Source organism: Paraburkholderia sp. SIMBA_027 (assembly GCF_046535315.1).
Taxonomy (GTDB): Bacteria; Pseudomonadota; Gammaproteobacteria; order Burkholderiales; family Burkholderiaceae; genus Paraburkholderia; species Paraburkholderia tropica.
In genome coordinates this window covers 116344-136403 of the sequence record NZ_JAWRWY010000020.1, presented here as the reverse complement: position 1 = coordinate 136403, position 20060 = coordinate 116344, and the positions used below count along the sequence as shown (strand labels likewise).

The window sequence follows — 20060 nt, the reverse complement described above, 5'->3', positions numbered from 1 at the left end:
CACCGATTCACCACTTTTTTGAAAGAAGAGAAACATGGCAAAAGGTAAATTCGAACGGACCAAGCCGCACGTGAACGTGGGCACGATCGGTCACGTTGACCACGGCAAGACCACGCTGACGGCAGCTATCACGACGGTTCTGACCAAGAAGTTCGGTGGCGAAGCCAAGGCGTACGACCAGATCGACGCGGCACCGGAAGAAAAGGCACGTGGTATTACCATCAACACCGCGCACGTCGAGTACGAAACGGCTAACCGCCACTACGCACACGTCGACTGCCCGGGCCACGCTGACTACGTGAAGAACATGATCACGGGCGCGGCACAGATGGACGGCGCGATCCTGGTTTGCTCGGCTGCTGACGGCCCGATGCCGCAAACGCGTGAGCACATCCTGCTGGCACGTCAGGTTGGCGTTCCGTACATCATCGTCTTCCTGAACAAGTGCGACATGGTCGACGACGCCGAGCTGCTCGAGCTGGTCGAAATGGAAGTGCGCGAGCTTCTGTCGAAGTACGACTTCCCGGGCGACGACACGCCGATCGTCAAGGGTTCGGCCAAGCTGGCGCTGGAAGGCGACACGGGCGAGCTGGGTGAAGTGGCGATCATGAGCCTGGCCGACGCGCTGGACACGTACATCCCGACGCCGGAGCGCGCAGTTGACGGCGCCTTCCTGATGCCGGTGGAAGACGTGTTCTCGATCTCGGGTCGTGGCACGGTGGTGACGGGTCGCGTTGAGCGCGGCATCGTCAAGGTCGGCGAAGAAATCGAAATCGTCGGTATCAAGCCGACGGTGAAGACGACCTGCACGGGCGTGGAAATGTTCCGCAAGCTGCTCGATCAAGGTCAGGCAGGCGACAACGTCGGTATCCTGCTGCGCGGCACGAAGCGTGAAGACGTCGAGCGCGGCCAGGTTCTGGCCAAGCCGGGTTCGATCACGCCGCACACGCACTTCACGGCTGAAGTGTACGTGCTGAGCAAGGACGAAGGCGGCCGTCACACGCCGTTCTTCAACAACTACCGTCCGCAGTTCTACTTCCGTACGACGGACGTGACGGGCTCGATCGAGCTGCCGAAGGACAAGGAAATGGTCATGCCGGGCGACAACGTGTCGATCACGGTGAAGCTGATCGCTCCGATCGCGATGGAAGAAGGTCTGCGCTTCGCAATCCGCGAAGGTGGCCGTACCGTCGGCGCCGGCGTCGTCGCGAAGATCATCGAGTAATTCGAGTACAATACTCGGCTTGCTTGAGTAGTTGATGTACCCTGGGTCCGCCCCGCGGCGTCTTGTCGCGGGGCGGACCTACGCTCTTTATATTGTCTGGCGGCGCAAGTCCGCCTCGCTCTTTTTAAGGAATTGTCATGCAGAACCAAAAAATCCGTATCCGCCTGAAAGCATTCGACTACCGCCTGATCGACCAGTCGGCTGCTGAAATCGTCGATACGGCGAAGCGCACGGGCGCAATCGTCCGCGGTCCGGTGCCGCTGCCGACGCGTATCCAGCGTTTCGACATCCTGCGTTCGCCGCACGTCAACAAGACGTCGCGCGACCAGCTCGAAATCCGTACCCACCTGCGCCTGATGGACATCGTCGACCCGACGGACAAGACCGTCGACGCGCTGATGAAGCTGGACCTCCCGGCTGGTGTGGACGTCGAAATCAAGCTGCAGTAAGAGTCTCGAGCGCGGCCAGGATGACCTGATCGCGCTAAGTCTTTGATTGCTTGCGGAAATCGTGGGAGGACGTTATACTTGACGTCTTTTCGCGCATTCGCGCAAAAAAATCGGTGTGTCTTGCGGGCCTTTACCCCGGAAACGTGCCGGTACTTTGTAAATTAGCCCCGACCAATCGCAGTCGGGAATGGAGAAAACGATGAGCCTTGGACTCGTAGGTCGCAAGGTTGGCATGACCCGTATCTTCACGGCCGAAGGGGATTCGATTCCCGTGACCGTGCTGGACGTGTCCGACAACCGCGTGACGCAGATCAAGACTGTTGAAACCGACGGCTACACGGCCGTGCAGGTTGCGTTCGGTACGCGCCGCGCTTCGCGCGTGACGAAGCCGATCGCAGGTCATCTCGCCAAAGCCGGTGTTCAAGCCGGTGAAATCCTCAAGGAATTCCAGATCGACGCCGCCAAGGCTGCCGAGCTGTCGAATGGCGCCGTGATCGGTGTGGATCTCTTCTCGGAAGGCCAGAAGGTCGACGTGCAAGGCACCTCGATCGGTAAGGGCTACGCCGGTACCATCAAGCGTTACAACTTTGCTTCGGGTCGTGCTTCGCACGGTAACTCGCGCTCGCACAATGTGCCGGGCTCGATCGGTATGGCGCAGGATCCGGGTCGTGTTTTCCCGGGTAAGCGCATGACCGGTCACATGGGTGACGAAACCGTGACGGTGCAAAACCTCGAAATCGCCCGTATCGACGCAGAGCGCAGCCTGCTGTTGGTCAAGGGTGCCGTTCCTGGTGCAAAGGGCGGCAAGGTTTTCGTGACGCCGGCTGTCAAGGCACGCGTCAAGAAAGGAGCGCAATAATGGAACTGAAGCTCCTGAACGCTAATGGTCAGGAAGGCGCAGCAGTTAACGCGTCGGACGTCGTGTTCGGCCGTGACTACAACGAAGCGCTGATCCATCAGATCGTTGTCGCCTATCAGGCGAACGCGCGCAGCGGTAACCGCGCGCAGAAGGACCGTGAGCAGGTCAAGCACACCACCAAGAAGCCGTGGCGTCAGAAGGGTACGGGCCGCGCTCGTGCCGGTATGTCGTCGAGCCCGCTGTGGCGTGGCGGTGGTCGCATCTTCCCGAATTCGCCGGAAGAAAACTTCGCTCACAAGGTCAACAAGAAGATGCATCGCGCAGGCCTCTGCTCGATCTTCTCGCAGCTGGCCCGTGAAGGCCGCATCTCGGTCGTCGAAGAGCTGTCGCTCGAAGCGCCGAAGACGAAGCTGCTGGCCGAAAAGTTCAAGGCCATGGGTCTCGAATCCGTGCTGGTCATTACCGACACGGTCGACGAGAACCTGTTTCTCGCGTCGCGCAACCTGCCCCACGTGGCAGTCGTTGAGCCGCGTTTTGCCGACCCCCTCTCGCTGATCTACTTCAAGAAGATCCTGATCACGAAGGCAGCGGTCGCCCAGATCGAGGAGTTGCTGTCATGAGCGAGATTCGCAAGAACGATCATCGTTTGATGCAGGTCCTGCTCGCGCCGGTGATCTCCGAAAAGGCGACGCTGGTGGCGGAGAAGAACGAACAAGTCGTCTTCGAAGTCGCCCCGGATGCGACGAAGCAGGAAGTCAAGGCTGCTGTCGAGCTGATGTTCAAGGTGGAAGTCGACTCCGTCAACGTGCTGGTCCAGAAGGGTAAAGCCAAGCGCTTTGGCCGCTTCAACGGCAAGCGCAAGGACGTGAAGAAGGCGTACGTCTGCCTGAAGCCCGGCCAGGAAATCAACTTTGAAGCGGAGGCCAAGTAATCATGGCAATCGTGAAAGTTAAGCCGACTTCGCCGGGTCGCCGCGCGATGGTCAAGATCGTCAACAAGGATCTGCACACGGGCAAGCCGTTCGCGGCGCTGCTCGACACGCAATCCAAGACGGCTGGCCGTAACAACAATGGTCGTATCACGACCCGTCACAAGGGTGGTGGTCACAAGCAGCACTACCGCGTGATCGACTTCCGTCGTACGAAGGACGGCATTCCGGCAAAGATCGAACGCCTGGAATACGACCCGAACCGTAGCGCGAACATCGCGCTGGTTCTGTACGCAGACGGTGAGCGTCGCTACATCATCGCCCCGAAGGGCGCGGTGGTTGGCCAGCCGCTGATGTCGGGTTCGGAAGCGCCGATCAAGTCGGGTAACGCTCTGCCGATCCGCAACATCCCGGTCGGTACGACGATCCACTGCATCGAAATGCTGCCGGGCAAGGGCGCGCAGATCGCGCGTTCGGCTGGTACGTCGGCAATGCTGCTGGCACGCGAAGGCGTCTACGCGCAGGTTCGTCTGCGTTCGGGCGAAATCCGCCGCGTCCACGTTGAGTGCCGCGCAACGATCGGTGAAGTGGGCAACGAAGAACACAGCCTCCGTCAAATCGGTAAGGCTGGTGCGAACCGCTGGCGCGGCATCCGCCCGACGGTCCGCGGCGTTGCAATGAACCCGGTTGACCACCCGCACGGTGGTGGTGAAGGCAAGACTGCTGCTGGTCGCGATCCGGTTAGCCCGTGGGGCACGCCGGCTAAGGGCTACCGCACCCGCAGCAACAAGCGCACGACGAGCATGATCGTCCAGCGCCGTCACAAGCGCTAAGGAGTAGGCAATGGCACGTTCTATTAAGAAAGGTCCGTTCTGCGACGCCCATTTGCTGAAGAAGGTTGAGGCGGCTGCAGCTACGCGCGACAAGAAACCGATCAAGACCTGGTCGCGTCGTTCGACGATCCTGCCGGACTTCATCGGCCTGACGATCGCCGTGCATAACGGCCGTCAACACGTTCCGGTGTATGTCACGGAAAACATGGTCGGCCACAAGCTTGGCGAGTTCGCACTGACCCGTACGTTCAAGGGTCACGCGGCCGACAAGAAGGCCAAGAAATAAGGGGCAATCAAGATGGAAGTGAAGGCAATTCATCGCGGTGCCCGCATCTCGGCGCAGAAGACGCGTCTTGTGGCTGACCAGATCCGCGGTCTGCCGGTTGACAAGGCACTGAACGTTCTGACGTTCTCGCCGAAGAAAGCGGCTGGCATCGTGAAAAAGGTTGTGCTCTCGGCGATCGCAAACGCGGAACACAACGAAGGCGCGGACATCGACGAGCTCAAGATCAAGAGCATCTACGTCGACAAGGCGGCTTCGCTGAAGCGTTTCACCGCGCGCGCCAAGGGCCGCGGCAACCGCATCGAGAAGCAATCCTGTCACATCACTGTGACGGTCGGGAATTAAGGAGCCATACGATGGGACAGAAAATTCATCCGACTGGCTTCCGTTTGGCCGTCAGCCGCAATTGGGCTTCGCGTTGGTACGCGAACAACAACAATTTCGCGGCGATGTTGAAGGAAGACATCGGTGTTCGTGAATACCTGAAGAAGAAGCTGAAGAACGCTTCGGTGGGCCGTGTTGTGATCGAGCGTCCGGCTAAGAACGCTCGCATCACGATTTACAGCTCGCGCCCGGGTGTGGTGATCGGCAAGAAGGGCGAGGACATCGAACTCCTCAAGGCCGAACTCCAGAAGCGCATGGGCGTTCCGGTTCATGTGAACATCGAAGAAATCCGCAAGCCGGAAACCGACGCGCAGCTGATCGCCGACTCGATCACGCAGCAGCTCGAGCGCCGCATCATGTTCCGTCGCGCAATGAAGCGCGCGATGCAGAACGCGATGCGTCTGGGTGCCCAGGGCATCAAGATCATGAGCGCCGGCCGTCTGAACGGTATCGAAATCGCACGTACCGAGTGGTACCGCGAAGGTCGAGTGCCGCTTCACACGCTGCGTGCTGACATCGACTACGCAACCTCGGAAGCGAAGACGACGTACGGCATCATCGGCGTGAAGGTTTGGGTCTACAAGGGCGACACGCTCGGCCGCAACGACGCACCGGTGGTGGAAGAAGTCGCCGAAGAAAAGCGTCCGCGCCGCAACGCGCGCCCGGGCGATCGTCGTCCGCGCCGTGATGGCGAAGGTGCACCGGGCGCACGCCGTGGCGCACCGCGCCGTGGCGCTGCCGGCGGTGACGGCAAGAGTGGAGAATAACGATGCTGCAACCGAAACGCAGGAAGTATCGCAAAGAGCAGAAGGGTCGTAACACCGGCGTCGCAACGCGCGGCAACGCAGTTTCGTTCGGTGAATACGGTCTGAAGGCTATCGGTCGTGGTCGCCTGACCGCACGTCAGATTGAAGCGGCGCGTCGTGCAATGACGCGTCACATCAAGCGTGGCGGCCGCATCTGGATCCGTATCTTCCCGGACAAGCCGATCTCGCAAAAGCCGGCGGAAGTGCGTATGGGTAACGGTAAGGGTAACCCTGAGTACTACGTCGCAGAGATTCAACCGGGCAAGATGCTGTACGAAATGGATGGTGTGTCCGAAGAACTGGCTCGTGAAGCGTTCCGTCTGGCTGCAGCGAAGCTGCCGCTGAAGACGGTCTTCATGGTTCGCCAGCTCGGCGCCTAAGGAGTTAATGATGAAGGCATCTGAACTTCTTCAGAAAGACAAGGCCGCGCTCGATCAAGAGCTGTCGGACCTCTTGAAGGCGCAATTCGGCCTGCGCATGCAACTCGCGACCCAGCAGCTCACGAACACGAGCCAGCTGAAGAAGGTTCGTCGCGACATCGCACGTGTGCGGACCGTCCTGACTCAGAAGGCGAACCAGAAATGAACGAAAGCGTGAAAACCTCGCTTAAGCGGACGCTGGTCGGCAAGGTCGTCAGCAACAAGATGGACAAGACGGTCACCGTCCTGGTCGAGCGCCGCGTCAAGCACCCGATCTACGGCAAGTACGTCGTGCAGTCGAAGAAGTACCACGCTCACGACGAATCGAACACGTACAACGAGGGTGACCTCGTTGAAATCCAGGAGACCCGTCCGCTGTCGAAGACGAAGGCCTGGACCGTGTCGAAGCTTGTAGAAGCAGCACGCGTCATCTAAAACGCCCGTTTCAGATGATGAAACATCCCGGGGATCTCTCCCCGGGATGTAGAAGTAGTTGAAATCGCAGAAGATTTCGCTTGCTAGGCCAAGATTATCGAGTTATAGTCTTGGTCTTCCCTCTTTATGGGTTCGCTGTTGGCAAAGCAGCGAGTAAACGTAAAAGGGGAAGCAAAATCCGGGCGCCAGTCCGGGTTAGCAAGATTCACCGGAATGCGATGGCCGGTTTCGTTTGCCGTCGCTGCTGTTCATACCCAAGCAGCTGAGCGGTCGTTCTAGTGGCGGCGCGGCTGACGGGACCAAGACTGACCGGATGTGCCATGGTGGCGCGACCGGATTAAGTTGGGATAGATAAACCATGATCCAGACCGAAACTCGGCTTGAAGTAGCCGACAACACGGGTGCGCGTGAAGTCATGTGCATCAAGGTGCTCGGCGGCTCGAAGCGTCGTTATGCCAGCATTGGCGACATCATCAAGGTGACCGTCAAGGAAGCAACGCCGCGTGGGCGCGTGAAAAAGGGCGAAATCTACAACGCTGTTGTGGTTCGCACCGCGAAGGGCGTGCGCCGTCAAGACGGCTCGCTGATCAAGTTCGATGGCAACGCCGCCGTGCTTTTGAACACCAAGCTTGAGCCGATCGGCACCCGTATTTTCGGGCCGGTTACGCGTGAGCTGCGTAGCGAACGATTCATGAAGATCGTTTCGCTGGCGCCGGAAGTGCTGTAAGGAGTCGCGATGAACAAGATTCGCAAGGGTGACGAAGTTATCGTCGTCACTGGCAAAGACAAGGGCAAGCGCGGCGTCGTGGTAGGTATCGGCGCAGACCGCGTGACCGTCGAAGGCATCAACATCGCGAAGAAGCATGTTAAGCCGAACCCCATGAAGGGTACGACGGGTGGCGTTGAAGCCAAGGCAATGCCGCTGGCTATCTCGAACGTCGCATTGGTCGACGCGAACGGCAAGCCGTCGCGCGTGGGCATCAAGGTCGAAGGGGACAAGAAGGTTCGTTTCCTTAAGACGACCGGTGCTGTTCTGAGCGCCTGACGCTGCGGAGTAAAAAATGGCACGTTTGCAAGAATTTTATAAAGAGAAGGTCGTTCCCGGCCTGATCGAGAAGTTCGGTTACAAGTCGATCATGGAAGTGCCGCGCCTCACCAAGATCACCCTGAACATGGGTGTCGGTGAAGCCGTTGCTGACAAGAAAGTGCTTGAGCACGCCGTGGGCGACCTCACGAAGATCGCCGGTCAAAAGCCTGTCGTGACGAAGTCGCGCAAGGCAATCGCCGGTTTCAAGATCCGTGAAGGCTACCCGATCGGCACGATGGTCACGCTGCGTGGCCAGGCAATGTACGAATTCCTGGACCGTTTCGTGACGGTTGCGCTCCCCCGCGTGCGCGACTTCCGTGGCGTGTCGGGCAAGGCGTTCGATGGCCGTGGTAACTACAACATCGGTGTGAAAGAGCAGATCATTTTCCCCGAAATTGACTACGACAAGATCGACGCGCTGCGTGGGCTGAACATCAGCATCACGACGACCGCGAAGACCGACGAAGAAGCAAAGGCACTGCTCGCCAGCTTCAAGTTCCCGTTCAGAAACTGAGGTTACCGTGGCTAAACTGGCACTGATCGAACGTGAAAAGAAGCGCGCTCGTCTGGCAGCGAAATTTGCGCCGAAGCGCGCAGAGCTGAAGGCGATCATCGACGACCAAAGCAAGTCGGAAGAAGAGCGCTACGCAGCTCGCCTGGAACTGCAACAACTGCCCCGCAACTCGAACCCGACTCGCAAGCGTAACCGCTGCGCGATCACGGGCCGTCCGCGTGGCACGTTCCGCAAATTCGGTCTCGCACGTAACAAGATTCGTGAAATCGCGTTCCGTGGTGAGATCCCTGGCATCACCAAGGCGAGCTGGTAATAGGAGAAACATAAATGAGCATGAGTGATCCTATCGCCGATATGCTGACTCGCATCCGCAATGCGCAGATGGTCGAGAAAGTTTCGGTTGCTATGCCCTCGTCGAAAGTGAAGATTGCGATTGCGCAGGTTCTGAAGGACGAAGGTTATATCGATGACTTCGCGGTGAAAACCGAAGGTGCGAAGTCGGAATTGAACATCGCGTTGAAGTACTACGCTGGCCGTCCCGTTATCGAGCGCATCGAACGCGTCTCGAAGCCGGGTCTGCGCGTGTACCGCGGCCGCAACGACATCCCGCAGGTCATGAATGGCCTCGGCGTTGCGATCGTGTCGACGCCCAAGGGTGTGATGACGGACCGCAAGGCGCGCGCTACTGGCGTCGGCGGCGAAGTTATCTGCTACGTCGCTTAAGGCCTAAGGAGAAGAAACATGTCTCGAGTAGGTAAGAGCCCGGTCGCGCTGCAAGGCGCAGAAGCGACGCTCAGCGACGAGAAGATTACCGTCAAGGGCGCGCTGGGTACGATTTCGCAAGCTGCGAACCGCCTCGTGAAGGTGGTGAACGACAACGGCACGCTCAAGTTCGAGCCGGCCGACGACAGCCGCGAAGCAAACGCGATGTCTGGCACGATGCGCGCGATCGTCGCGAACATGGTGCAAGGCGTGACGAAGGGTTTTGAGCGCAAGCTGACGCTGGTTGGCGTCGGTTACCGTGCTCAAGCGCAAGGCGACAAGCTGAACCTGTCGCTGGGTTTCTCGCACCCGGTGGTGCACCAGATGCCGGAAGGCGTGAAGGCCGAAACCCCGTCGCAAACGGAAATCGTGATCAAGGGGATCGACAAGCAGAAAGTCGGCCAAACCGCAGCCGAAGTGCGCGGTTATCGCCCGCCTGAGCCCTACAAGGGCAAGGGTGTGCGTTACGCCGACGAGGTTGTGATCCTCAAAGAAACGAAGAAGAAGTAAGGGTGCGCAATCATGGATAAGACTCAATCTCGCCTGCGCCGCGCTCGTCAGACGCGTCTCAAGATCGCTGAGCTGCAAGTCGCGCGCCTGGCCGTGCATCGCACGAACACGCACATTTATGCGCAAGTGTTCTCGCCCTGCGGCACCAAGGTGCTGGCCAGCGCGTCGACGCTTGAAGCCGAAGTGCGTGCGCAACTGGCTGACCAGTCGGGCAAGGGTGGCAATGTCGCCGCTGCCTCGCTGATCGGCAAGCGTATCGCAGAAAAGGCTAAGGCCGCCGGCATCGAATCCGTCGCCTTTGACCGCTCGGGTTTCCGCTATCACGGCCGCGTCAAGGCGCTGGCTGATGCTGCGCGCGAAGCCGGGCTCAAGTTCTAAGGAAGGAATTCGTCATGGCAAAGATGCAAGCGAAAGTTCAGGCTGACGAACGCGACGACGGCCTTCGTGAAAAAATGATTTCGGTCAATCGCGTGACCAAGGTCGTGAAGGGTGGCCGTATTCTCGGCTTCGCCGCACTGACCGTGGTTGGCGATGGTGATGGCCGCGTCGGTATGGGCAAGGGCAAGTCGAAAGAAGTGCCCGTCGCTGTCCAGAAGGCGATGGAACAAGCTCGTCGCAACATGTTCAAGGTGCCCCTGAAGAACGGCACCCTGCAACACGAAGTGCACGGCAAGCATGGCGCATCGGTCGTCCTCCTCGCTCCGGCGAAGGCTGGTACGGGCGTGATCGCCGGCGGCCCGATGCGCGCAGTGTTCGACGTGATGGGCGTGCAGAACGTCGTGGCCAAGAGCCACGGTTCGACGAACCCGTACAACCTCGTTCGTGCAACGCTGGACGGTCTGCGCAAGCAGTCGACCCCGGCCGACATCGCGGCGAAGCGCGGCAAGTCCGTCGAAGAAATTCTGGGCTAAGGGTGGGCACCATGTCTGAAAAAACTGTCAAGGTTCAGCTCGTCAAGAGCCTGATTGGGACCCGCGAAACGCACCGTGCCACCGTGCGCGGTCTCGGCCTGCGCCGCCTGAACTCGGTCTCCGAGCTTCAGGACACGCCGGCTGTGCGCGGCATGATCAACAAGGTCTCGTACCTCGTTAAGGTCATCGGCTAAGCGGTCGACCAAGACTCCAGGAGTTGAAAATGGAATTGAATAACCTGAAGCCGGCAGAAGGCGCGAAGCACGCAAAGCGTCGCGTCGGTCGCGGCATCGGCTCCGGCCTCGGCAAGACCGCTGGCCGTGGTCACAAGGGTCAGAAATCGCGATCGGGCGGCTTCCACAAGGTTGGCTTCGAAGGCGGTCAAATGCCGCTGCAGCGTCGTCTGCCGAAGCGTGGCTTCACCTCGCTGACGAAGGAATTCGTCGGTGAAGTGCGCCTCGCCGACATCGAGAAGCTGCCGGTCGACGAAATCGATCTGCTGGCTCTCAAGCAGGCAGGCCTCGTTGGCGAACTGACCCGCAGCGCAAAGATCATCGCTACTGGCGAGATCAAGCGTAAGGTCGTCGTGAAGGGTCTGGGTGCGACGAAGAACGCGCGTGCTGCGATTGAAGCAGCAGGCGGTTCTTTTGCCGAGTGATTGTGAGTGGGGCGTGCGGGTTCGCCCGCCGTCACTAGCATCTGCATCGGAGAAGCTACTTGGCTACTAGCCCGAGTCTCGCAAAAACCGGTCGCAGCGCTCCGAAGTTCGGCGACCTGCGTCGGCGTGCAATGTTCTTGCTGCTGGCGCTGGTCGTTTATCGTATCGGTGCGCACATTCCGGTTCCGGGTATCGACCCTGACCAGCTGGCGAAGCTCTTTCAAAGCCAGTCGGGCGGCATCCTTGGCATGTTCAACATGTTCTCGGGTGGCGCGCTGTCTCGCTTCACGATCTTCGCGCTGGGTGTGATGCCGTATATTTCGGCGTCGATCATCCTGCAGCTGATGGCGATCGTCTCGCCGCAGCTGGAAGCGTTGAAGAAGGAAGGGCAAGCCGGGCAACGCAAGATCACGCAGTACACGCGGATCTTCACGGTGGTGCTGGCGACGTTTCAGGCGTTCGGCATCGCGGTCGCGCTGGAAAACCAGCCTGGCCTCGTGATCGATCCGGGCATGGTGTTTCGCCTGACGACGGTCGTAACGCTCGTGACGGGCACGATGTTCCTGATGTGGCTTGGTGAGCAGATCACGGAACGCGGTCTCGGCAACGGCATTTCGATCATCATCTTCGGCGGGATTGCAGCGGGTTTCCCGAATGCAATCGGCGGTCTGTTTGAACTGGTTCGCACCGGTTCGATGGGCCCCGTCTCGGCGATCATCATCGTGGCACTGATCGCGGCTGTGACGTACCTGGTGGTGTTCATCGAACGCGGCCAGCGCAAGATCCTCGTGAACTATGCGAAGCGTCAGGTCGGTAACAAGATTTACGGCGGGCAGTCGTCCCACCTGCCGCTCAAGCTGAACATGTCGGGCGTGATTCCGCCGATCTTCGCATCGTCGATCATCCTGTTCCCGGCAACGATTCTGAATTGGTTCAGCTCGGGTTCGCGATCCAACTGGTTCGCAGACACGCTGCACAACGTGGCTGAAGCTCTCAAGCCTGGCCAACCGGTGTACGTGTTGCTGTATGCGTTGGCGATCGTCTTCTTCTGCTTCTTCTACACCGCACTGGTGTTCAACAGCAGGGAAACGGCCGACAACCTGAAGAAGAGTGGCGCGTTCGTTCCTGGCATCCGCCCGGGCGATCAGACGGCTCGCTATATCGACCGCATCCTCACGCGTCTGACGCTGGCCGGTGCGATCTATATCGTGTTTGTCTGTCTGCTGCCGGAGTTTCTGGTGCTGCGCTGGAATGTGCCGTTTTATTTTGGTGGCACGTCGCTGCTGATCATTGTCGTCGTCACAATGGACTTCATGGCGCAGGTGCAGTCGTACGTCATGTCGCAACAATACGAATCGCTGCTCAAGAAGGCGAACTTCAAGGGTGGCGGAGTCCCGATGCGCTGAAGGACATATGGCCAAAGACGATGTGATCCAGATGCAAGGTGAGGTCATAGAAAACCTCCCTAACGCCACCTTCCGGGTAAAACTGGAAAACGGCCATGTGGTCCTTGGGCATATTTCCGGGAAGATGCGGATGCACTACATCCGTATTCTTCCTGGCGACAAGGTGACAGTTGAGTTGACGCCTTACGATCTGTCGCGTGCGCGGATCGTGTTCCGGGCGAAGTGATTTAGAAAAAGGGTAATATCATGAAAGTGATGGCATCGGTAAAGCGCATGTGCCGTAACTGCAAAATCATCAAGCGCAACGGCGTCGTTCGCGTGATCTGCAGCACGGACCCGCGCCACAAGCAGCGTCAAGGCTGATCAGCGCGCTTTTTGCTTGCGCTTTTTGTTTGAGGAAAAACAATGGCTCGTATCGCAGGGGTTAACATCCCGAACCACCAGCACACGGAAATCGGCCTGACGGCGATCTTCGGTATCGGCCGCACGCGTTCGCGCAACATCTGCGTCGCTGCTGGTGTCCCGTTTGACAAGAAGGTCAAGGACCTGAACGACGCGGATCTGGAAAAGCTGCGTGATGAAGTGGGCAAGTTTGTCGTCGAAGGCGATCTTCGTCGTGAAACGACGATGAACATCAAGCGCCTGATGGATCTCGGCTGCTACCGCGGCGTGCGCCATCGCAAGGGCCTGCCCCTGCGTGGCCAGCGTACGCGCACCAACGCACGTACGCGCAAGGGTCCGCGCCGCGCAGCACAGTCGCTGAAGAAGTAAGCGGTTCTGACAGTTACAGGAAAACGTAATGGCTAAGGCTTCGAACAACTCCGCGGCGCAACGCGTTCGCAAGAAGGTTAAGAAGAACGTCGCCGAGGGCGTGGTTCACGTTCACGCGTCGTTCAACAACACGATCATCACGATCACCGACCGTCAAGGCAATGCACTCGCCTGGGCAACGTCGGGCGGTCAGGGCTTCAAGGGTTCGCGTAAGTCGACGCCCTTCGCAGCTCAGGTCGCAGCTGAATCGGCTGGCCGTGTTGCAATGGAATACGGCGTCAAGAACCTCGAAGTGCGTATCAAGGGCCCCGGCCCGGGTCGCGAATCGGCGGTGCGCGCGCTGCATGGTCTTGGCATCAAGATCACCGCGATCTCCGACGTGACGCCGGTCCCGCACAACGGCTGCCGTCCGCCGAAGCGCCGTCGTATCTAAGGCGTCGCGCTTGCCGACTGCCTGAGCCGCCGGTAACGGCGTCCCAGGCTCTCGGCGCTATTGAATTGACTAAGCCCACCGTTCGGTCCAAAGGGCCGGACTAGCGCGAGTCGCGGGGTCTCCCCGTTTCAGGCTTCGCGTGATCAATTATCGAAGGAAAGCAACGTGGCACGTTATATCGGCCCGAAGGCCAAGCTGTCCCGCCGTGAAGGCACCGACCTCTTCCTGAAGAGCGCACGCCGCTCGCTCGCCGACAAGTGCAAGCTCGACAGCAAGCCGGGTCAGCACGGCCGCACCTCGGGTGCGCGCACGTCCGACTACGGCACGCAGCTGCGCGAGAAGCAAAAAGTGAAGCGTATCTACGGCGTGCTCGAGCGTCAGTTCCGCCGCTACTTCGCGGAAGCTGATCGTATCAAGGGCAACACCGGCGAAAACCTGCTGCAACTGCTCGAATCGCGTCTCGACAACGTCGTGTACCGCATGGGCTTCGCATCGACCCGCGCTGAAGCGCGTCAGCTCGTGAGCCACAAGGCTCTCACGCTGAACGGCGTCGTCGCGAACATCCCGTCGATGCAAGTGAAGGCAGGCGACGTCGTCGCAATTCGCGAAAAGGCGAAGAAGCAGGCGCGTATCGCTGAAGCCCTCTCGCTGGCAGAGCAAGGCGGCATCGCAGGTTGGGTCGCAGTCGACGCGAAGAAGTTCGAAGGTACGTTCAAGGGCGTGCCGGAGCGCAGCGACATCGCTGGCGACATCAACGAAAGCCTGATCGTCGAATTGTATTCGCGTTAATCGAATTGACGGCCGGGGTAACCTCTGTGCTTCGCGCAGGAGGAAGCCTCGGCTGTTTTTTTCAGGTTGTGGCCATCTCAGCCTTATCGGTGTAACGAGCCGAGGGTATTGAAAAGGAAAACCTATGCAAACCAGTTTGTTGAAACCCAAGATCATCGCTGTGGAATCGCTCGGCGACAACCACGCGAAAGTGGTCATGGAGCCGTTCGAACGCGGTTATGGCCATACCTTGGGTAACGCGCTTCGGCGCGTGCTGCTGTCGTCGATGGTGGGCTACGCGCCGACCGAAGTGACGATCGCAGGCGTCGTGCACGAATACTCGACGCTCGATGGTGTGCAAGAGGATGTGGTCAACCTGCTGTTGAACCTCAAGGGCGTGGTCTTCAAGCTGCATAACCGTGACGAAGTGACGGTTACGCTGCGCAAGGAAGGCGAAGGCGTTGTCACCGCTGGCGACATCGAACTCTCGCACGACTGCGAAGTCATCAACCCGGAACACGTCGTTGCGCATCTGACGAAGGGCGGCAAGCTCGACGTCCAGATCAAGATCGAGAAGGGCCGCGGCTACGTGCCGGGCAACGTGCGCCGTTACGGCGACGAGTCGGCCAAGATCATCGGCCGCATCGTGCTGGACGCTTCGTTCTCGCCGGTTCGCCGCGTGAGCTACGCAGTGGAAAGCGCGCGTGTCGAACAGCGTACCGACCTCGACAAGCTCGTGATGAACATCGAAACCAACGGCGTGATCTCGCCTGAGGAAGCGATCCGCCAGTCGGCGCGCATCCTCGTGGATCAGCTGTCGGTGTTCGCTGCACTGGAAGGCACGGAAACGGCGGCGGAAGCCCCGTCGCGCGCACCGCAGATCGATCCGATCCTGCTGCGTCCGGTGGACGATCTCGAACTCACGGTTCGCTCGGCGAACTGCCTGAAGGCCGAGAACATCTACTACATCGGCGACCTCATCCAGCGTACCGAGAACGAGCTGCTCAAGACCCCGAATCTGGGTCGCAAGTCGCTCAACGAGATCAAGGAAGTGCTCGCTTCGCGCGGTCTCACGCTCGGCATGAAGCTCGAAAACTGGCCGCCGGCTGGTCTCGACAAGTAAGAAGTCTGGCACGGACGCGGATTTTCCTTTAAAATCCGCGTCTTGCCTTTTTCACGTACCGGCCCGTGCTTCACGTTGTTGTGAGGCGATAGAAGAGCTGGACCAAAACTTTGTTTCAAGGAAATTGAAATGCGTCACCGTCATGGTCTGCGGAAACTGAACCGCACGAGCAGCCACCGTCTGGCAATGCTCCGTAACATGTCCAACTCGCTCATCGAGCACGAAGTCATCAAGACGACGCTGCCGAAGGCGAAGGAACTCCGTAAGGTTGTCGAGCCCCTCATCACGCTGGGCAAGAAGCCGTCGCTGGCAAACCGTCGTCTGGCGTTCAACCGCCTGCGCGATCGTGACTCGGTCACGAAGCTGTTCGACGTGCTCGGTCCGCGTTTCGCGAACCGTCCGGGCGGCTACCTGCGCATCCTGAAGTTCGGTTTCCGTGTTGGCGACAACGCACCGATGGCACTGGTCGAACTGCTCGACCGTCCGGAAGTCACGGAAGAGAACATCCAGGAAGCGGAATAAGCTTTCAGTCGCGAGATCCCCGGATCGAGCGGCACGCGAAAAAGCCAGGCCTAGCCTGGCTTTTTTGTTTTGAGCGCGGAATAAACGGCGCGGCGTGACGTTTGCTCCCTGAACGCGCCCTCGCGGCTGCGGTGGGTCATCGTTGCCGCAGGGCGCACGGACGAAGGCCGACGGCGGCGGTGGTACGATAACGTCCTGCCTCGAGTCCCCGGCCTTTCGCGTGCGCATGCATGCGGCGGTGCGCGCGGGACACCCAGCCGGAGTTCGCCGTGACCCTCAATGTGACCCTGATGCTGACCACGGTGCCCGACGAGGACACCGCCGACAAGCTCGCTTCCGCCGTCCTCGCGGCGCGGCTGGCCGCCTGCGTGACGCGGCTCGGCGCCGTGCATTCGGACTTTCACTGGCAGGGCAAGATCGAGTCCGGCAGCGAAATCCAGCTGCTTTTCAAGACGAGTCTCGCCCGCACGGCCGAACTCGAACAGTTCATCCAGACCCAACATCCCTACGAGACGCCCGAAATCCTCGCCTGGCAGGCGATGGCGTCGACCGCTTACGGGCAGTGGGTCAACACCGAAACCCAGCGTCCCCTCCATGTCTAACCGCTTCGATCGGCGCCTGCGCGCCGCGCCGTACGCTTCGCTGCTGGCCTTTTTCGCGTTCGTGGTCTGCGTGCTGCCGCTGCTGTTCGGCGCCGCGCCCGCACACGCCGACGACGACTTCCTGCCGCCCGATCAGGCCTTCACGTTCAGTGCGAGCGAGGAGCCGGGCATGGTCGACGTCCACTTCAAGATTGCCGACGGCTACTACATGTACCGCGAGCGCTTCGCGTTCGACGTGCAGAACGGCGCCACGCTCGGCGATGCGCAGATTCCGCCCGGCCACGTGAAATTCGATCCGACGTTCAACAAGAACGTCGAGACGTATCGCAAGGAATTGACGATCCGCGTGCCGGTGAAGCAGGCGAGCGGCCCGTTCGATCTCACGGTGACGTCGCAGGGTTGCGCCGATGCGGGCATCTGCTATCCGCCCGCGCAGCACGTCTATCACGTGAGCGGTGCGGCGCTGCAAGCGGCGAATGCCGCGCCCGCGCAGACGGCGGTTGCGTCGACCACCGCCGCTGCAAACGCAGCCGCAAACACCGGCAGCGCCGAAGAACCCTGGTACGAACGCGCCACGAGCGCCGACTACGCGCAGTCGCTGCTGCAAGGCGGCGGCTTCTTCGCGGTGATCGGTTTGTACTTCGTCGCGGGTATGGTGCTGAGCCTGCTGCCCTGTTCGTATCCGATGATCCCGATTCTCTCGGCGATCATCGTCGGCGAGGGTGCGCAGGTGACGCGCTCGCGCGGCTTCGCGCTTTCGTTCGTCTACGTGCTCGGCATGGCGCTCGTCTACACGGTGCTCGGCATCGCGGCGGCGCTGGTCGGGCAGAGTCTGGGCGCGTGGCTGCAGAATCCGTGGGTGCTCGGCGTGTTCGCCGTGCTGCTTACCGCCTTTGCCGTGATGTTGATCGCAGGCTACGACATCGCGCTGCCGCAGCGCTGGCAGGACGGCGCCTCGCGCGCGTCGCAGGGCCGCTCGGGCGGCAAGTTCGCGGCCGTCGCCGTGATGGGCGCGCTGTCCGCGCTCGTGGTGGGCGCGTGCATGACCGCGCCGCTGTTCGCCGTGCTCGCGTTCATCGCGCACACGGGCAACGCGGTGCTCGGCGGCGCGGCGCTGTTCGCGATGGGGATCGGTCTCGGCGTGCCGCTGATGATTCTCGGCCTCGGCGCGGGCACGCTGCTGCCGCGCGCGGGCACGTGGATGGACGGCGTGAAGGTGTTTTTCGGCGTCGTGCTGCTGGCCGCCGCGTTGTGGATCGTCTGGCCGGTGCTGGGCGCGACGGCGCAGATGCTGCTCGCCGCGCTCTGGCTGCTGCTCGCCGCGGCCGCGCTCGGCCTGTTCACACCGAATGCGGGCGCAACCAACGTGTGGCGTCGCCTTGGCCGCGGGCTCGGCGCGGCATTCGCGATCTGGGCCGCGACCTTGATGGTCGGTCTGGCGGCGGGCTCGGCCGATCCGCTGCGTCCGCTCGCCGTGCTCGCCGCGCGCACGGGCGGCGCGGGTGGTGCAAGTGACGCGGTCGCCGGTGCGGCATCGGGCGCGCCCGCGAACGGCGCGGATGCGCTGGTGTTCGCGCCGGTGCGTTCGTCGGCGCAACTCGACGCGGCGCTCAAATCGGCGGGCAAGCCTGCGATGCTCGACTTCTACGCGGACTGGTGCGTGAGCTGCAAGGAGATGGAGAAGTTCACGTTCAGCGACGCGCGCGTGCAGGCACGCCTCGCGCAACTCGGCCTCCTGCGCGCCGACGTGACCGCGAATAGTCCCGACGATCAGGCGCTGCTCAAGCGCTTCGGTCTGTTCGGGCCGCCCGGCATCATCTTCTTCGATGCTCAGGGTAACGAAGTATTGCGCGTGGTCGGCTACGAGAACGCCGATAAATTCCTCGCGCGCCTCGATCGCGTCGTGCCGGCGGCGAGTACCTAAGCGTGCTCGAAGCGGTCGAATCGACAACGCTCACCGCGCCGCGCATATGAAAAAAGCCCCGGTTTTCCGGGGCTTTTTCGCATCTGAACGCTGCGCGAGCGTCGCTTATTTCTGTCGCTTATTTCTGTCGCTTATTTCTGTCGCTTACTTCTGCGCGCGCAACAGTCGCGCGGCGTCGAGCGCGAAGTACGTCAGGATGCCGTCCGCGCCCGCGCGCTTGAACGCGAGCAGCGATTCCATCATCACCTTGTCGTGATCGAGCCAGCCGTTTTGCGCGGCGGCCTTGAGCATCGCGTATTCGCCGCTCACCTGATAGACGTAGGTCGGGAAACGGAACTCGTCCTTCACGCGGCGCACGATGTCGAGGTACGGCATGCCGGGCTTGACCATCACCATGTCCGCGCCTTCCTCGATGTCGAGACGCACTTCGCGCAGCGCTTCGTCCGAGTTCGACGGGTCCATCTGGTAGGTCATCTTGTTGCTCTTGCCCAGATTCGACGCCGAACCCACCGCGTCGCGGAACGGGCCGTAGAACGCCGACGCGTACTTGGCCGAGTAGGCCATGATCTTCGTGTGGACGTGGTTCTCGCTCTCGAGCATCTCGCGGATCGCGCCGATGCGGCCGTCCATCATGTCCGACGGCGCGACGATATCGACGCCCGCTTCGGCCTGCGCGCGCGCCTGCGCGACGAGGATCTCGATGGTCTGGTCGTTGATGACGTAGCCGTTCTCGTCGAGCACGCCGTCCTGGCCGTGGCTCGTGTACGGATCGAGCGCGACGTCGCAGAGCACGCCCAGATCGGGGAAGCGTTTCTTGAGTTCGCGCACGGCGCGCGGAATCACGCCGTCGGGATTGGTCGCTTCGATGCCGTCGGGCGTCTTGAGCGACGGGTCGACCACGGGGAAGAGCGAAAGCACCGGAATGCCCAGCTCGACGCATTGCTCGGCCACGCCCATCAGCAGATCGATCGACACGCGCTCGACGCCGGGCATCGACGGCACGGCTTCGCGCACGTTCTCGCCCGCGATGACGAACACCGGGTAGATCAGATCGTTGGTGGTGAGGAGGTTTTCGCGCATCAGGCGGCGCGAGAAGTCGTCACGGCGCATGCGGCGCGGACGGTGATGCGGATAGAAGCTCATGTCGGCGGATATCTCGAATCGGGGCTGCAAAGCTGCGGCAATTGCGCGGCTCGCGCGGTGGCAACGCCTGGGTCAAGCGTCTGCAATTGCTTGAAATGGAACCACGCCTCTGGGCGCAGGAAACTTTTCAGGACAATGGTATATCATACCGATCGAGCGAGGCGCCTTGCGCCAGACTCCCCGCTTCTCCTCCCTGAGCGGGTGCCTGTCGTTTTTCGATAAGGCTGTTTAGCCCGCCGGCAATTACGGCGGGTTTTTTTATGCGCAGCCAGAATCGTGCATTGCGCATATTTTCGACGTCGCGC

General features: G+C 60.7%; 33 protein-coding genes. 32 read left to right on the top strand and 1 reads right to left on the bottom strand.

Going from position 1 to position 20060, the window contains the following annotated elements; all coding sequences use genetic code 11:
* Window positions 1-34: 34 nt before the first annotated feature.
* From tuf to dsbD, 32 genes are all read left to right on the top strand, one after another.
* Complete coding sequence (tuf, locus tag SB764_RS31735) at window positions 35-1225, top strand: elongation factor Tu (protein WP_011350666.1); 1191 nt, start codon at window positions 35-37, stop codon at window positions 1223-1225.
* Window positions 1226-1362: 137 nt separating this feature from the next.
* Window positions 1363-1674, top strand: a complete 312-nt coding sequence (gene rpsJ / locus SB764_RS31730; RefSeq protein ID WP_017777154.1) for a 30S ribosomal protein S10 — start codon at window positions 1363-1365, stop codon at window positions 1672-1674.
* 199 nt (window positions 1675-1873) lie between these two features.
* Complete coding sequence (rplC, locus tag SB764_RS31725; RefSeq protein ID WP_065062826.1) at window positions 1874-2533, top strand: 50S ribosomal protein L3; 660 nt, start codon at window positions 1874-1876, stop codon at window positions 2531-2533.
* Window positions 2533-3153 (top strand): 50S ribosomal protein L4, encoded by a 621-nt coding sequence (rplD, locus tag SB764_RS31720; RefSeq protein ID WP_065062797.1) that lies wholly within the window; start codon window positions 2533-2535, stop codon window positions 3151-3153. Before rplC ends, rplD begins: the two co-directional genes overlap by 1 nt.
* Window positions 3150-3464 carry a 50S ribosomal protein L23 gene (gene rplW, locus SB764_RS31715; protein WP_065062794.1) on the top strand — a complete coding sequence of 105 codons (315 nt, stop codon included), beginning with the start codon at window positions 3150-3152 and terminating at the stop codon, window positions 3462-3464. The genes rplD and rplW overlap by 4 nt, the downstream gene beginning before the upstream one ends.
* A gap of 2 nt (window positions 3465-3466) precedes the next feature.
* Window positions 3467-4294, top strand: a complete 828-nt coding sequence (gene rplB, locus SB764_RS31710; RefSeq protein WP_065062792.1) for a 50S ribosomal protein L2 — start codon at window positions 3467-3469, stop codon at window positions 4292-4294.
* Between the two features lie 10 nt (window positions 4295-4304).
* The gene (rpsS, locus tag SB764_RS31705) at window positions 4305-4580 is read left to right on the top strand and encodes a 30S ribosomal protein S19 (RefSeq protein ID WP_027797286.1); all 276 of its coding nucleotides are present in this window, start codon (window positions 4305-4307) and stop codon (window positions 4578-4580) included.
* A 12-nt stretch (window positions 4581-4592) separates the two neighbouring features.
* Window positions 4593-4922, top strand: coding sequence for a 50S ribosomal protein L22 (rplV, locus tag SB764_RS31700; RefSeq protein ID WP_004199272.1), 330 nt, complete (start codon window positions 4593-4595; stop codon window positions 4920-4922).
* Window positions 4923-4933: 11 nt separating this feature from the next.
* Window positions 4934-5728 (top strand): 30S ribosomal protein S3, encoded by a 795-nt coding sequence (rpsC, locus tag SB764_RS31695; protein ID WP_028213348.1) that lies wholly within the window; start codon window positions 4934-4936, stop codon window positions 5726-5728.
* Window positions 5729-5730: 2 nt separating this feature from the next.
* Window positions 5731-6147, top strand: coding sequence for a 50S ribosomal protein L16 (rplP, locus tag SB764_RS31690; protein ID WP_027797288.1), 417 nt, complete (start codon window positions 5731-5733; stop codon window positions 6145-6147).
* A gap of 10 nt (window positions 6148-6157) precedes the next feature.
* Window positions 6158-6352, top strand: a complete 195-nt coding sequence (gene rpmC, locus SB764_RS31685) for a 50S ribosomal protein L29 (protein WP_027819350.1) — start codon at window positions 6158-6160, stop codon at window positions 6350-6352.
* Window positions 6349-6621 (top strand): 30S ribosomal protein S17, encoded by a 273-nt coding sequence (gene rpsQ / locus SB764_RS31680; protein WP_065062790.1) that lies wholly within the window; start codon window positions 6349-6351, stop codon window positions 6619-6621. Before rpmC ends, rpsQ begins: the two co-directional genes overlap by 4 nt.
* 358 nt (window positions 6622-6979) lie before the next feature.
* Window positions 6980-7348 carry a 50S ribosomal protein L14 gene (rplN, locus tag SB764_RS31675; protein WP_006998478.1) on the top strand — a complete coding sequence of 123 codons (369 nt, stop codon included), beginning with the start codon at window positions 6980-6982 and terminating at the stop codon, window positions 7346-7348.
* Between the two features lie 9 nt (window positions 7349-7357).
* Window positions 7358-7666: a 50S ribosomal protein L24 gene (gene rplX / locus SB764_RS31670; RefSeq protein WP_065062788.1), complete on the top strand. Its 309-nt coding sequence runs from the start codon at window positions 7358-7360 to the stop codon at window positions 7664-7666.
* A 16-nt stretch (window positions 7667-7682) separates the two neighbouring features.
* Complete coding sequence (gene rplE, locus SB764_RS31665; RefSeq protein WP_065062786.1) at window positions 7683-8222, top strand: 50S ribosomal protein L5; 540 nt, start codon at window positions 7683-7685, stop codon at window positions 8220-8222.
* 7 nt (window positions 8223-8229) lie between these two features.
* Window positions 8230-8535: a 30S ribosomal protein S14 gene (rpsN, locus tag SB764_RS31660; RefSeq protein WP_027819346.1), complete on the top strand. Its 306-nt coding sequence runs from the start codon at window positions 8230-8232 to the stop codon at window positions 8533-8535.
* A 14-nt stretch (window positions 8536-8549) separates the two neighbouring features.
* Window positions 8550-8945 (top strand): 30S ribosomal protein S8, encoded by a 396-nt coding sequence (gene rpsH, locus SB764_RS31655; protein ID WP_027819345.1) that lies wholly within the window; start codon window positions 8550-8552, stop codon window positions 8943-8945.
* An 18-nt stretch (window positions 8946-8963) separates the two neighbouring features.
* Window positions 8964-9494, top strand: a complete 531-nt coding sequence (rplF, locus tag SB764_RS31650; RefSeq protein ID WP_065062784.1) for a 50S ribosomal protein L6 — start codon at window positions 8964-8966, stop codon at window positions 9492-9494.
* Window positions 9495-9506: 12 nt separating this feature from the next.
* A complete protein-coding gene (gene rplR / locus SB764_RS31645) occupies window positions 9507-9872 on the top strand; it encodes a 50S ribosomal protein L18 (protein WP_027819343.1) in 366 nt (121 codons plus the stop codon).
* Window positions 9873-9886: 14 nt separating this feature from the next.
* Window positions 9887-10405, top strand: coding sequence for a 30S ribosomal protein S5 (gene rpsE, locus SB764_RS31640; RefSeq protein ID WP_027819342.1), 519 nt, complete (start codon window positions 9887-9889; stop codon window positions 10403-10405).
* An 11-nt stretch (window positions 10406-10416) separates the two neighbouring features.
* Window positions 10417-10599 (top strand): 50S ribosomal protein L30, encoded by a 183-nt coding sequence (gene rpmD, locus SB764_RS31635; protein WP_010106952.1) that lies wholly within the window; start codon window positions 10417-10419, stop codon window positions 10597-10599.
* A gap of 29 nt (window positions 10600-10628) precedes the next feature.
* The gene (gene rplO, locus SB764_RS31630; RefSeq protein ID WP_028206523.1) at window positions 10629-11063 is read left to right on the top strand and encodes a 50S ribosomal protein L15; all 435 of its coding nucleotides are present in this window, start codon (window positions 10629-10631) and stop codon (window positions 11061-11063) included.
* 59 nt (window positions 11064-11122) lie between these two features.
* Window positions 11123-12469 (top strand): preprotein translocase subunit SecY, encoded by a 1347-nt coding sequence (gene secY / locus SB764_RS31625; protein ID WP_065062782.1) that lies wholly within the window; start codon window positions 11123-11125, stop codon window positions 12467-12469.
* Window positions 12470-12476: 7 nt separating this feature from the next.
* Window positions 12477-12695: a translation initiation factor IF-1 gene (gene infA / locus SB764_RS31620; protein ID WP_004521905.1), complete on the top strand. Its 219-nt coding sequence runs from the start codon at window positions 12477-12479 to the stop codon at window positions 12693-12695.
* 20 nt (window positions 12696-12715) lie between these two features.
* Complete coding sequence (rpmJ, locus tag SB764_RS31615) at window positions 12716-12832, top strand: 50S ribosomal protein L36 (RefSeq protein WP_027797300.1); 117 nt, start codon at window positions 12716-12718, stop codon at window positions 12830-12832.
* A 42-nt stretch (window positions 12833-12874) separates the two neighbouring features.
* Entirely contained in the window at window positions 12875-13240 is a 366-nt protein-coding gene (gene rpsM, locus SB764_RS31610) for a 30S ribosomal protein S13 (RefSeq protein WP_065062780.1), read from the top strand.
* 28 nt (window positions 13241-13268) lie between these two features.
* The gene (gene rpsK / locus SB764_RS31605; RefSeq protein WP_006052224.1) at window positions 13269-13673 is read left to right on the top strand and encodes a 30S ribosomal protein S11; all 405 of its coding nucleotides are present in this window, start codon (window positions 13269-13271) and stop codon (window positions 13671-13673) included.
* A gap of 165 nt (window positions 13674-13838) precedes the next feature.
* On the top strand, window positions 13839-14462 hold the full coding sequence (gene rpsD, locus SB764_RS31600; protein ID WP_065062778.1) for a 30S ribosomal protein S4: 624 nt from the start codon (window positions 13839-13841) through the stop codon (window positions 14460-14462).
* A gap of 124 nt (window positions 14463-14586) precedes the next feature.
* Window positions 14587-15564 (top strand): DNA-directed RNA polymerase subunit alpha, encoded by a 978-nt coding sequence (locus SB764_RS31595; protein ID WP_027819335.1) that lies wholly within the window; start codon window positions 14587-14589, stop codon window positions 15562-15564.
* Window positions 15565-15693: 129 nt separating this feature from the next.
* A complete protein-coding gene (gene rplQ, locus SB764_RS31590) occupies window positions 15694-16086 on the top strand; it encodes a 50S ribosomal protein L17 (protein ID WP_027819334.1) in 393 nt (130 codons plus the stop codon).
* Window positions 16087-16355: 269 nt separating this feature from the next.
* Window positions 16356-16688 (top strand): divalent-cation tolerance protein CutA, encoded by a 333-nt coding sequence (gene cutA / locus SB764_RS31585; protein ID WP_065062776.1) that lies wholly within the window; start codon window positions 16356-16358, stop codon window positions 16686-16688.
* Window positions 16681-18612 carry a protein-disulfide reductase DsbD gene (dsbD, locus tag SB764_RS31580; RefSeq protein WP_410865926.1) on the top strand — a complete coding sequence of 644 codons (1932 nt, stop codon included), beginning with the start codon at window positions 16681-16683 and terminating at the stop codon, window positions 18610-18612. Before cutA ends, dsbD begins: the two co-directional genes overlap by 8 nt.
* Before the next feature lie 144 nt (window positions 18613-18756).
* On the opposite strand, the gene hemB is transcribed toward dsbD, so the two are convergent.
* On the bottom strand, window positions 18757-19755 hold the full coding sequence (gene hemB, locus SB764_RS31575; RefSeq protein WP_065062772.1) for a porphobilinogen synthase: 999 nt from the start codon (window positions 19753-19755) through the stop codon (window positions 18757-18759).
* Between the last annotated feature and the right edge of the window lie 305 nt (window positions 19756-20060).

Bases quoted from the DNA above. Each gene is read 5' to 3' on its own strand.
- SB764_RS31595 (WP_027819335.1), top strand. From the start codon at position 14,587: ATGCAAACCAGTTTGTTGAAACCCAAGATCATCGCTGTGGAATCGCTC.
- rpsE (WP_027819342.1), top strand. From the start codon at position 9,887: ATGGCAAAGATGCAAGCGAAAGTTCAGGCTGACGAACGCGACGACGGC.
- rpsC (WP_028213348.1), top strand. From the start codon at position 4,934: ATGGGACAGAAAATTCATCCGACTGGCTTCCGTTTGGCCGTCAGCCGC.
- rpsM (WP_065062780.1), top strand. From the start codon at position 12,875: ATGGCTCGTATCGCAGGGGTTAACATCCCGAACCACCAGCACACGGAA.
- rplW (WP_065062794.1), top strand. From the start codon at position 3,150: ATGAGCGAGATTCGCAAGAACGATCATCGTTTGATGCAGGTCCTGCTC.
- rplV (WP_004199272.1), top strand. From the start codon at position 4,593: ATGGAAGTGAAGGCAATTCATCGCGGTGCCCGCATCTCGGCGCAGAAG.
- rplN (WP_006998478.1), top strand. From the start codon at position 6,980: ATGATCCAGACCGAAACTCGGCTTGAAGTAGCCGACAACACGGGTGCG.
- rplO (WP_028206523.1), top strand. From the start codon at position 10,629: ATGGAATTGAATAACCTGAAGCCGGCAGAAGGCGCGAAGCACGCAAAG.
- rplE (WP_065062786.1), top strand. From the start codon at position 7,683: ATGGCACGTTTGCAAGAATTTTATAAAGAGAAGGTCGTTCCCGGCCTG.
- rpsJ (WP_017777154.1), top strand. From the start codon at position 1,363: ATGCAGAACCAAAAAATCCGTATCCGCCTGAAAGCATTCGACTACCGC.
- infA (WP_004521905.1), top strand. From the start codon at position 12,477: ATGGCCAAAGACGATGTGATCCAGATGCAAGGTGAGGTCATAGAAAAC.
- rplB (WP_065062792.1), top strand. From the start codon at position 3,467: ATGGCAATCGTGAAAGTTAAGCCGACTTCGCCGGGTCGCCGCGCGATG.
- rplQ (WP_027819334.1), top strand. From the start codon at position 15,694: ATGCGTCACCGTCATGGTCTGCGGAAACTGAACCGCACGAGCAGCCAC.
- rpsH (WP_027819345.1), top strand. From the start codon at position 8,550: ATGAGCATGAGTGATCCTATCGCCGATATGCTGACTCGCATCCGCAAT.
- rpsS (WP_027797286.1), top strand. From the start codon at position 4,305: ATGGCACGTTCTATTAAGAAAGGTCCGTTCTGCGACGCCCATTTGCTG.
- rpmD (WP_010106952.1), top strand. From the start codon at position 10,417: ATGTCTGAAAAAACTGTCAAGGTTCAGCTCGTCAAGAGCCTGATTGGG.
- rplP (WP_027797288.1), top strand. From the start codon at position 5,731: ATGCTGCAACCGAAACGCAGGAAGTATCGCAAAGAGCAGAAGGGTCGT.
- rplR (WP_027819343.1), top strand. From the start codon at position 9,507: ATGGATAAGACTCAATCTCGCCTGCGCCGCGCTCGTCAGACGCGTCTC.
- rpsK (WP_006052224.1), top strand. From the start codon at position 13,269: ATGGCTAAGGCTTCGAACAACTCCGCGGCGCAACGCGTTCGCAAGAAG.
- rpmJ (WP_027797300.1), top strand. From the start codon at position 12,716: ATGAAAGTGATGGCATCGGTAAAGCGCATGTGCCGTAACTGCAAAATC.
- rplC (WP_065062826.1), top strand. From the start codon at position 1,874: ATGAGCCTTGGACTCGTAGGTCGCAAGGTTGGCATGACCCGTATCTTC.
- rplF (WP_065062784.1), top strand. From the start codon at position 8,964: ATGTCTCGAGTAGGTAAGAGCCCGGTCGCGCTGCAAGGCGCAGAAGCG.
- rpsQ (WP_065062790.1), top strand. From the start codon at position 6,349: ATGAACGAAAGCGTGAAAACCTCGCTTAAGCGGACGCTGGTCGGCAAG.
- rplX (WP_065062788.1), top strand. From the start codon at position 7,358: ATGAACAAGATTCGCAAGGGTGACGAAGTTATCGTCGTCACTGGCAAA.
- rplD (WP_065062797.1), top strand. From the start codon at position 2,533: ATGGAACTGAAGCTCCTGAACGCTAATGGTCAGGAAGGCGCAGCAGTT.
- rpmC (WP_027819350.1), top strand. From the start codon at position 6,158: ATGAAGGCATCTGAACTTCTTCAGAAAGACAAGGCCGCGCTCGATCAA.
- tuf (WP_011350666.1), top strand. From the start codon at position 35: ATGGCAAAAGGTAAATTCGAACGGACCAAGCCGCACGTGAACGTGGGC.
- hemB (WP_065062772.1), bottom strand. From the start codon at position 19,755: ATGAGCTTCTATCCGCATCACCGTCCGCGCCGCATGCGCCGTGACGAC.
- dsbD (WP_410865926.1), top strand. From the start codon at position 16,681: ATGTCTAACCGCTTCGATCGGCGCCTGCGCGCCGCGCCGTACGCTTCG.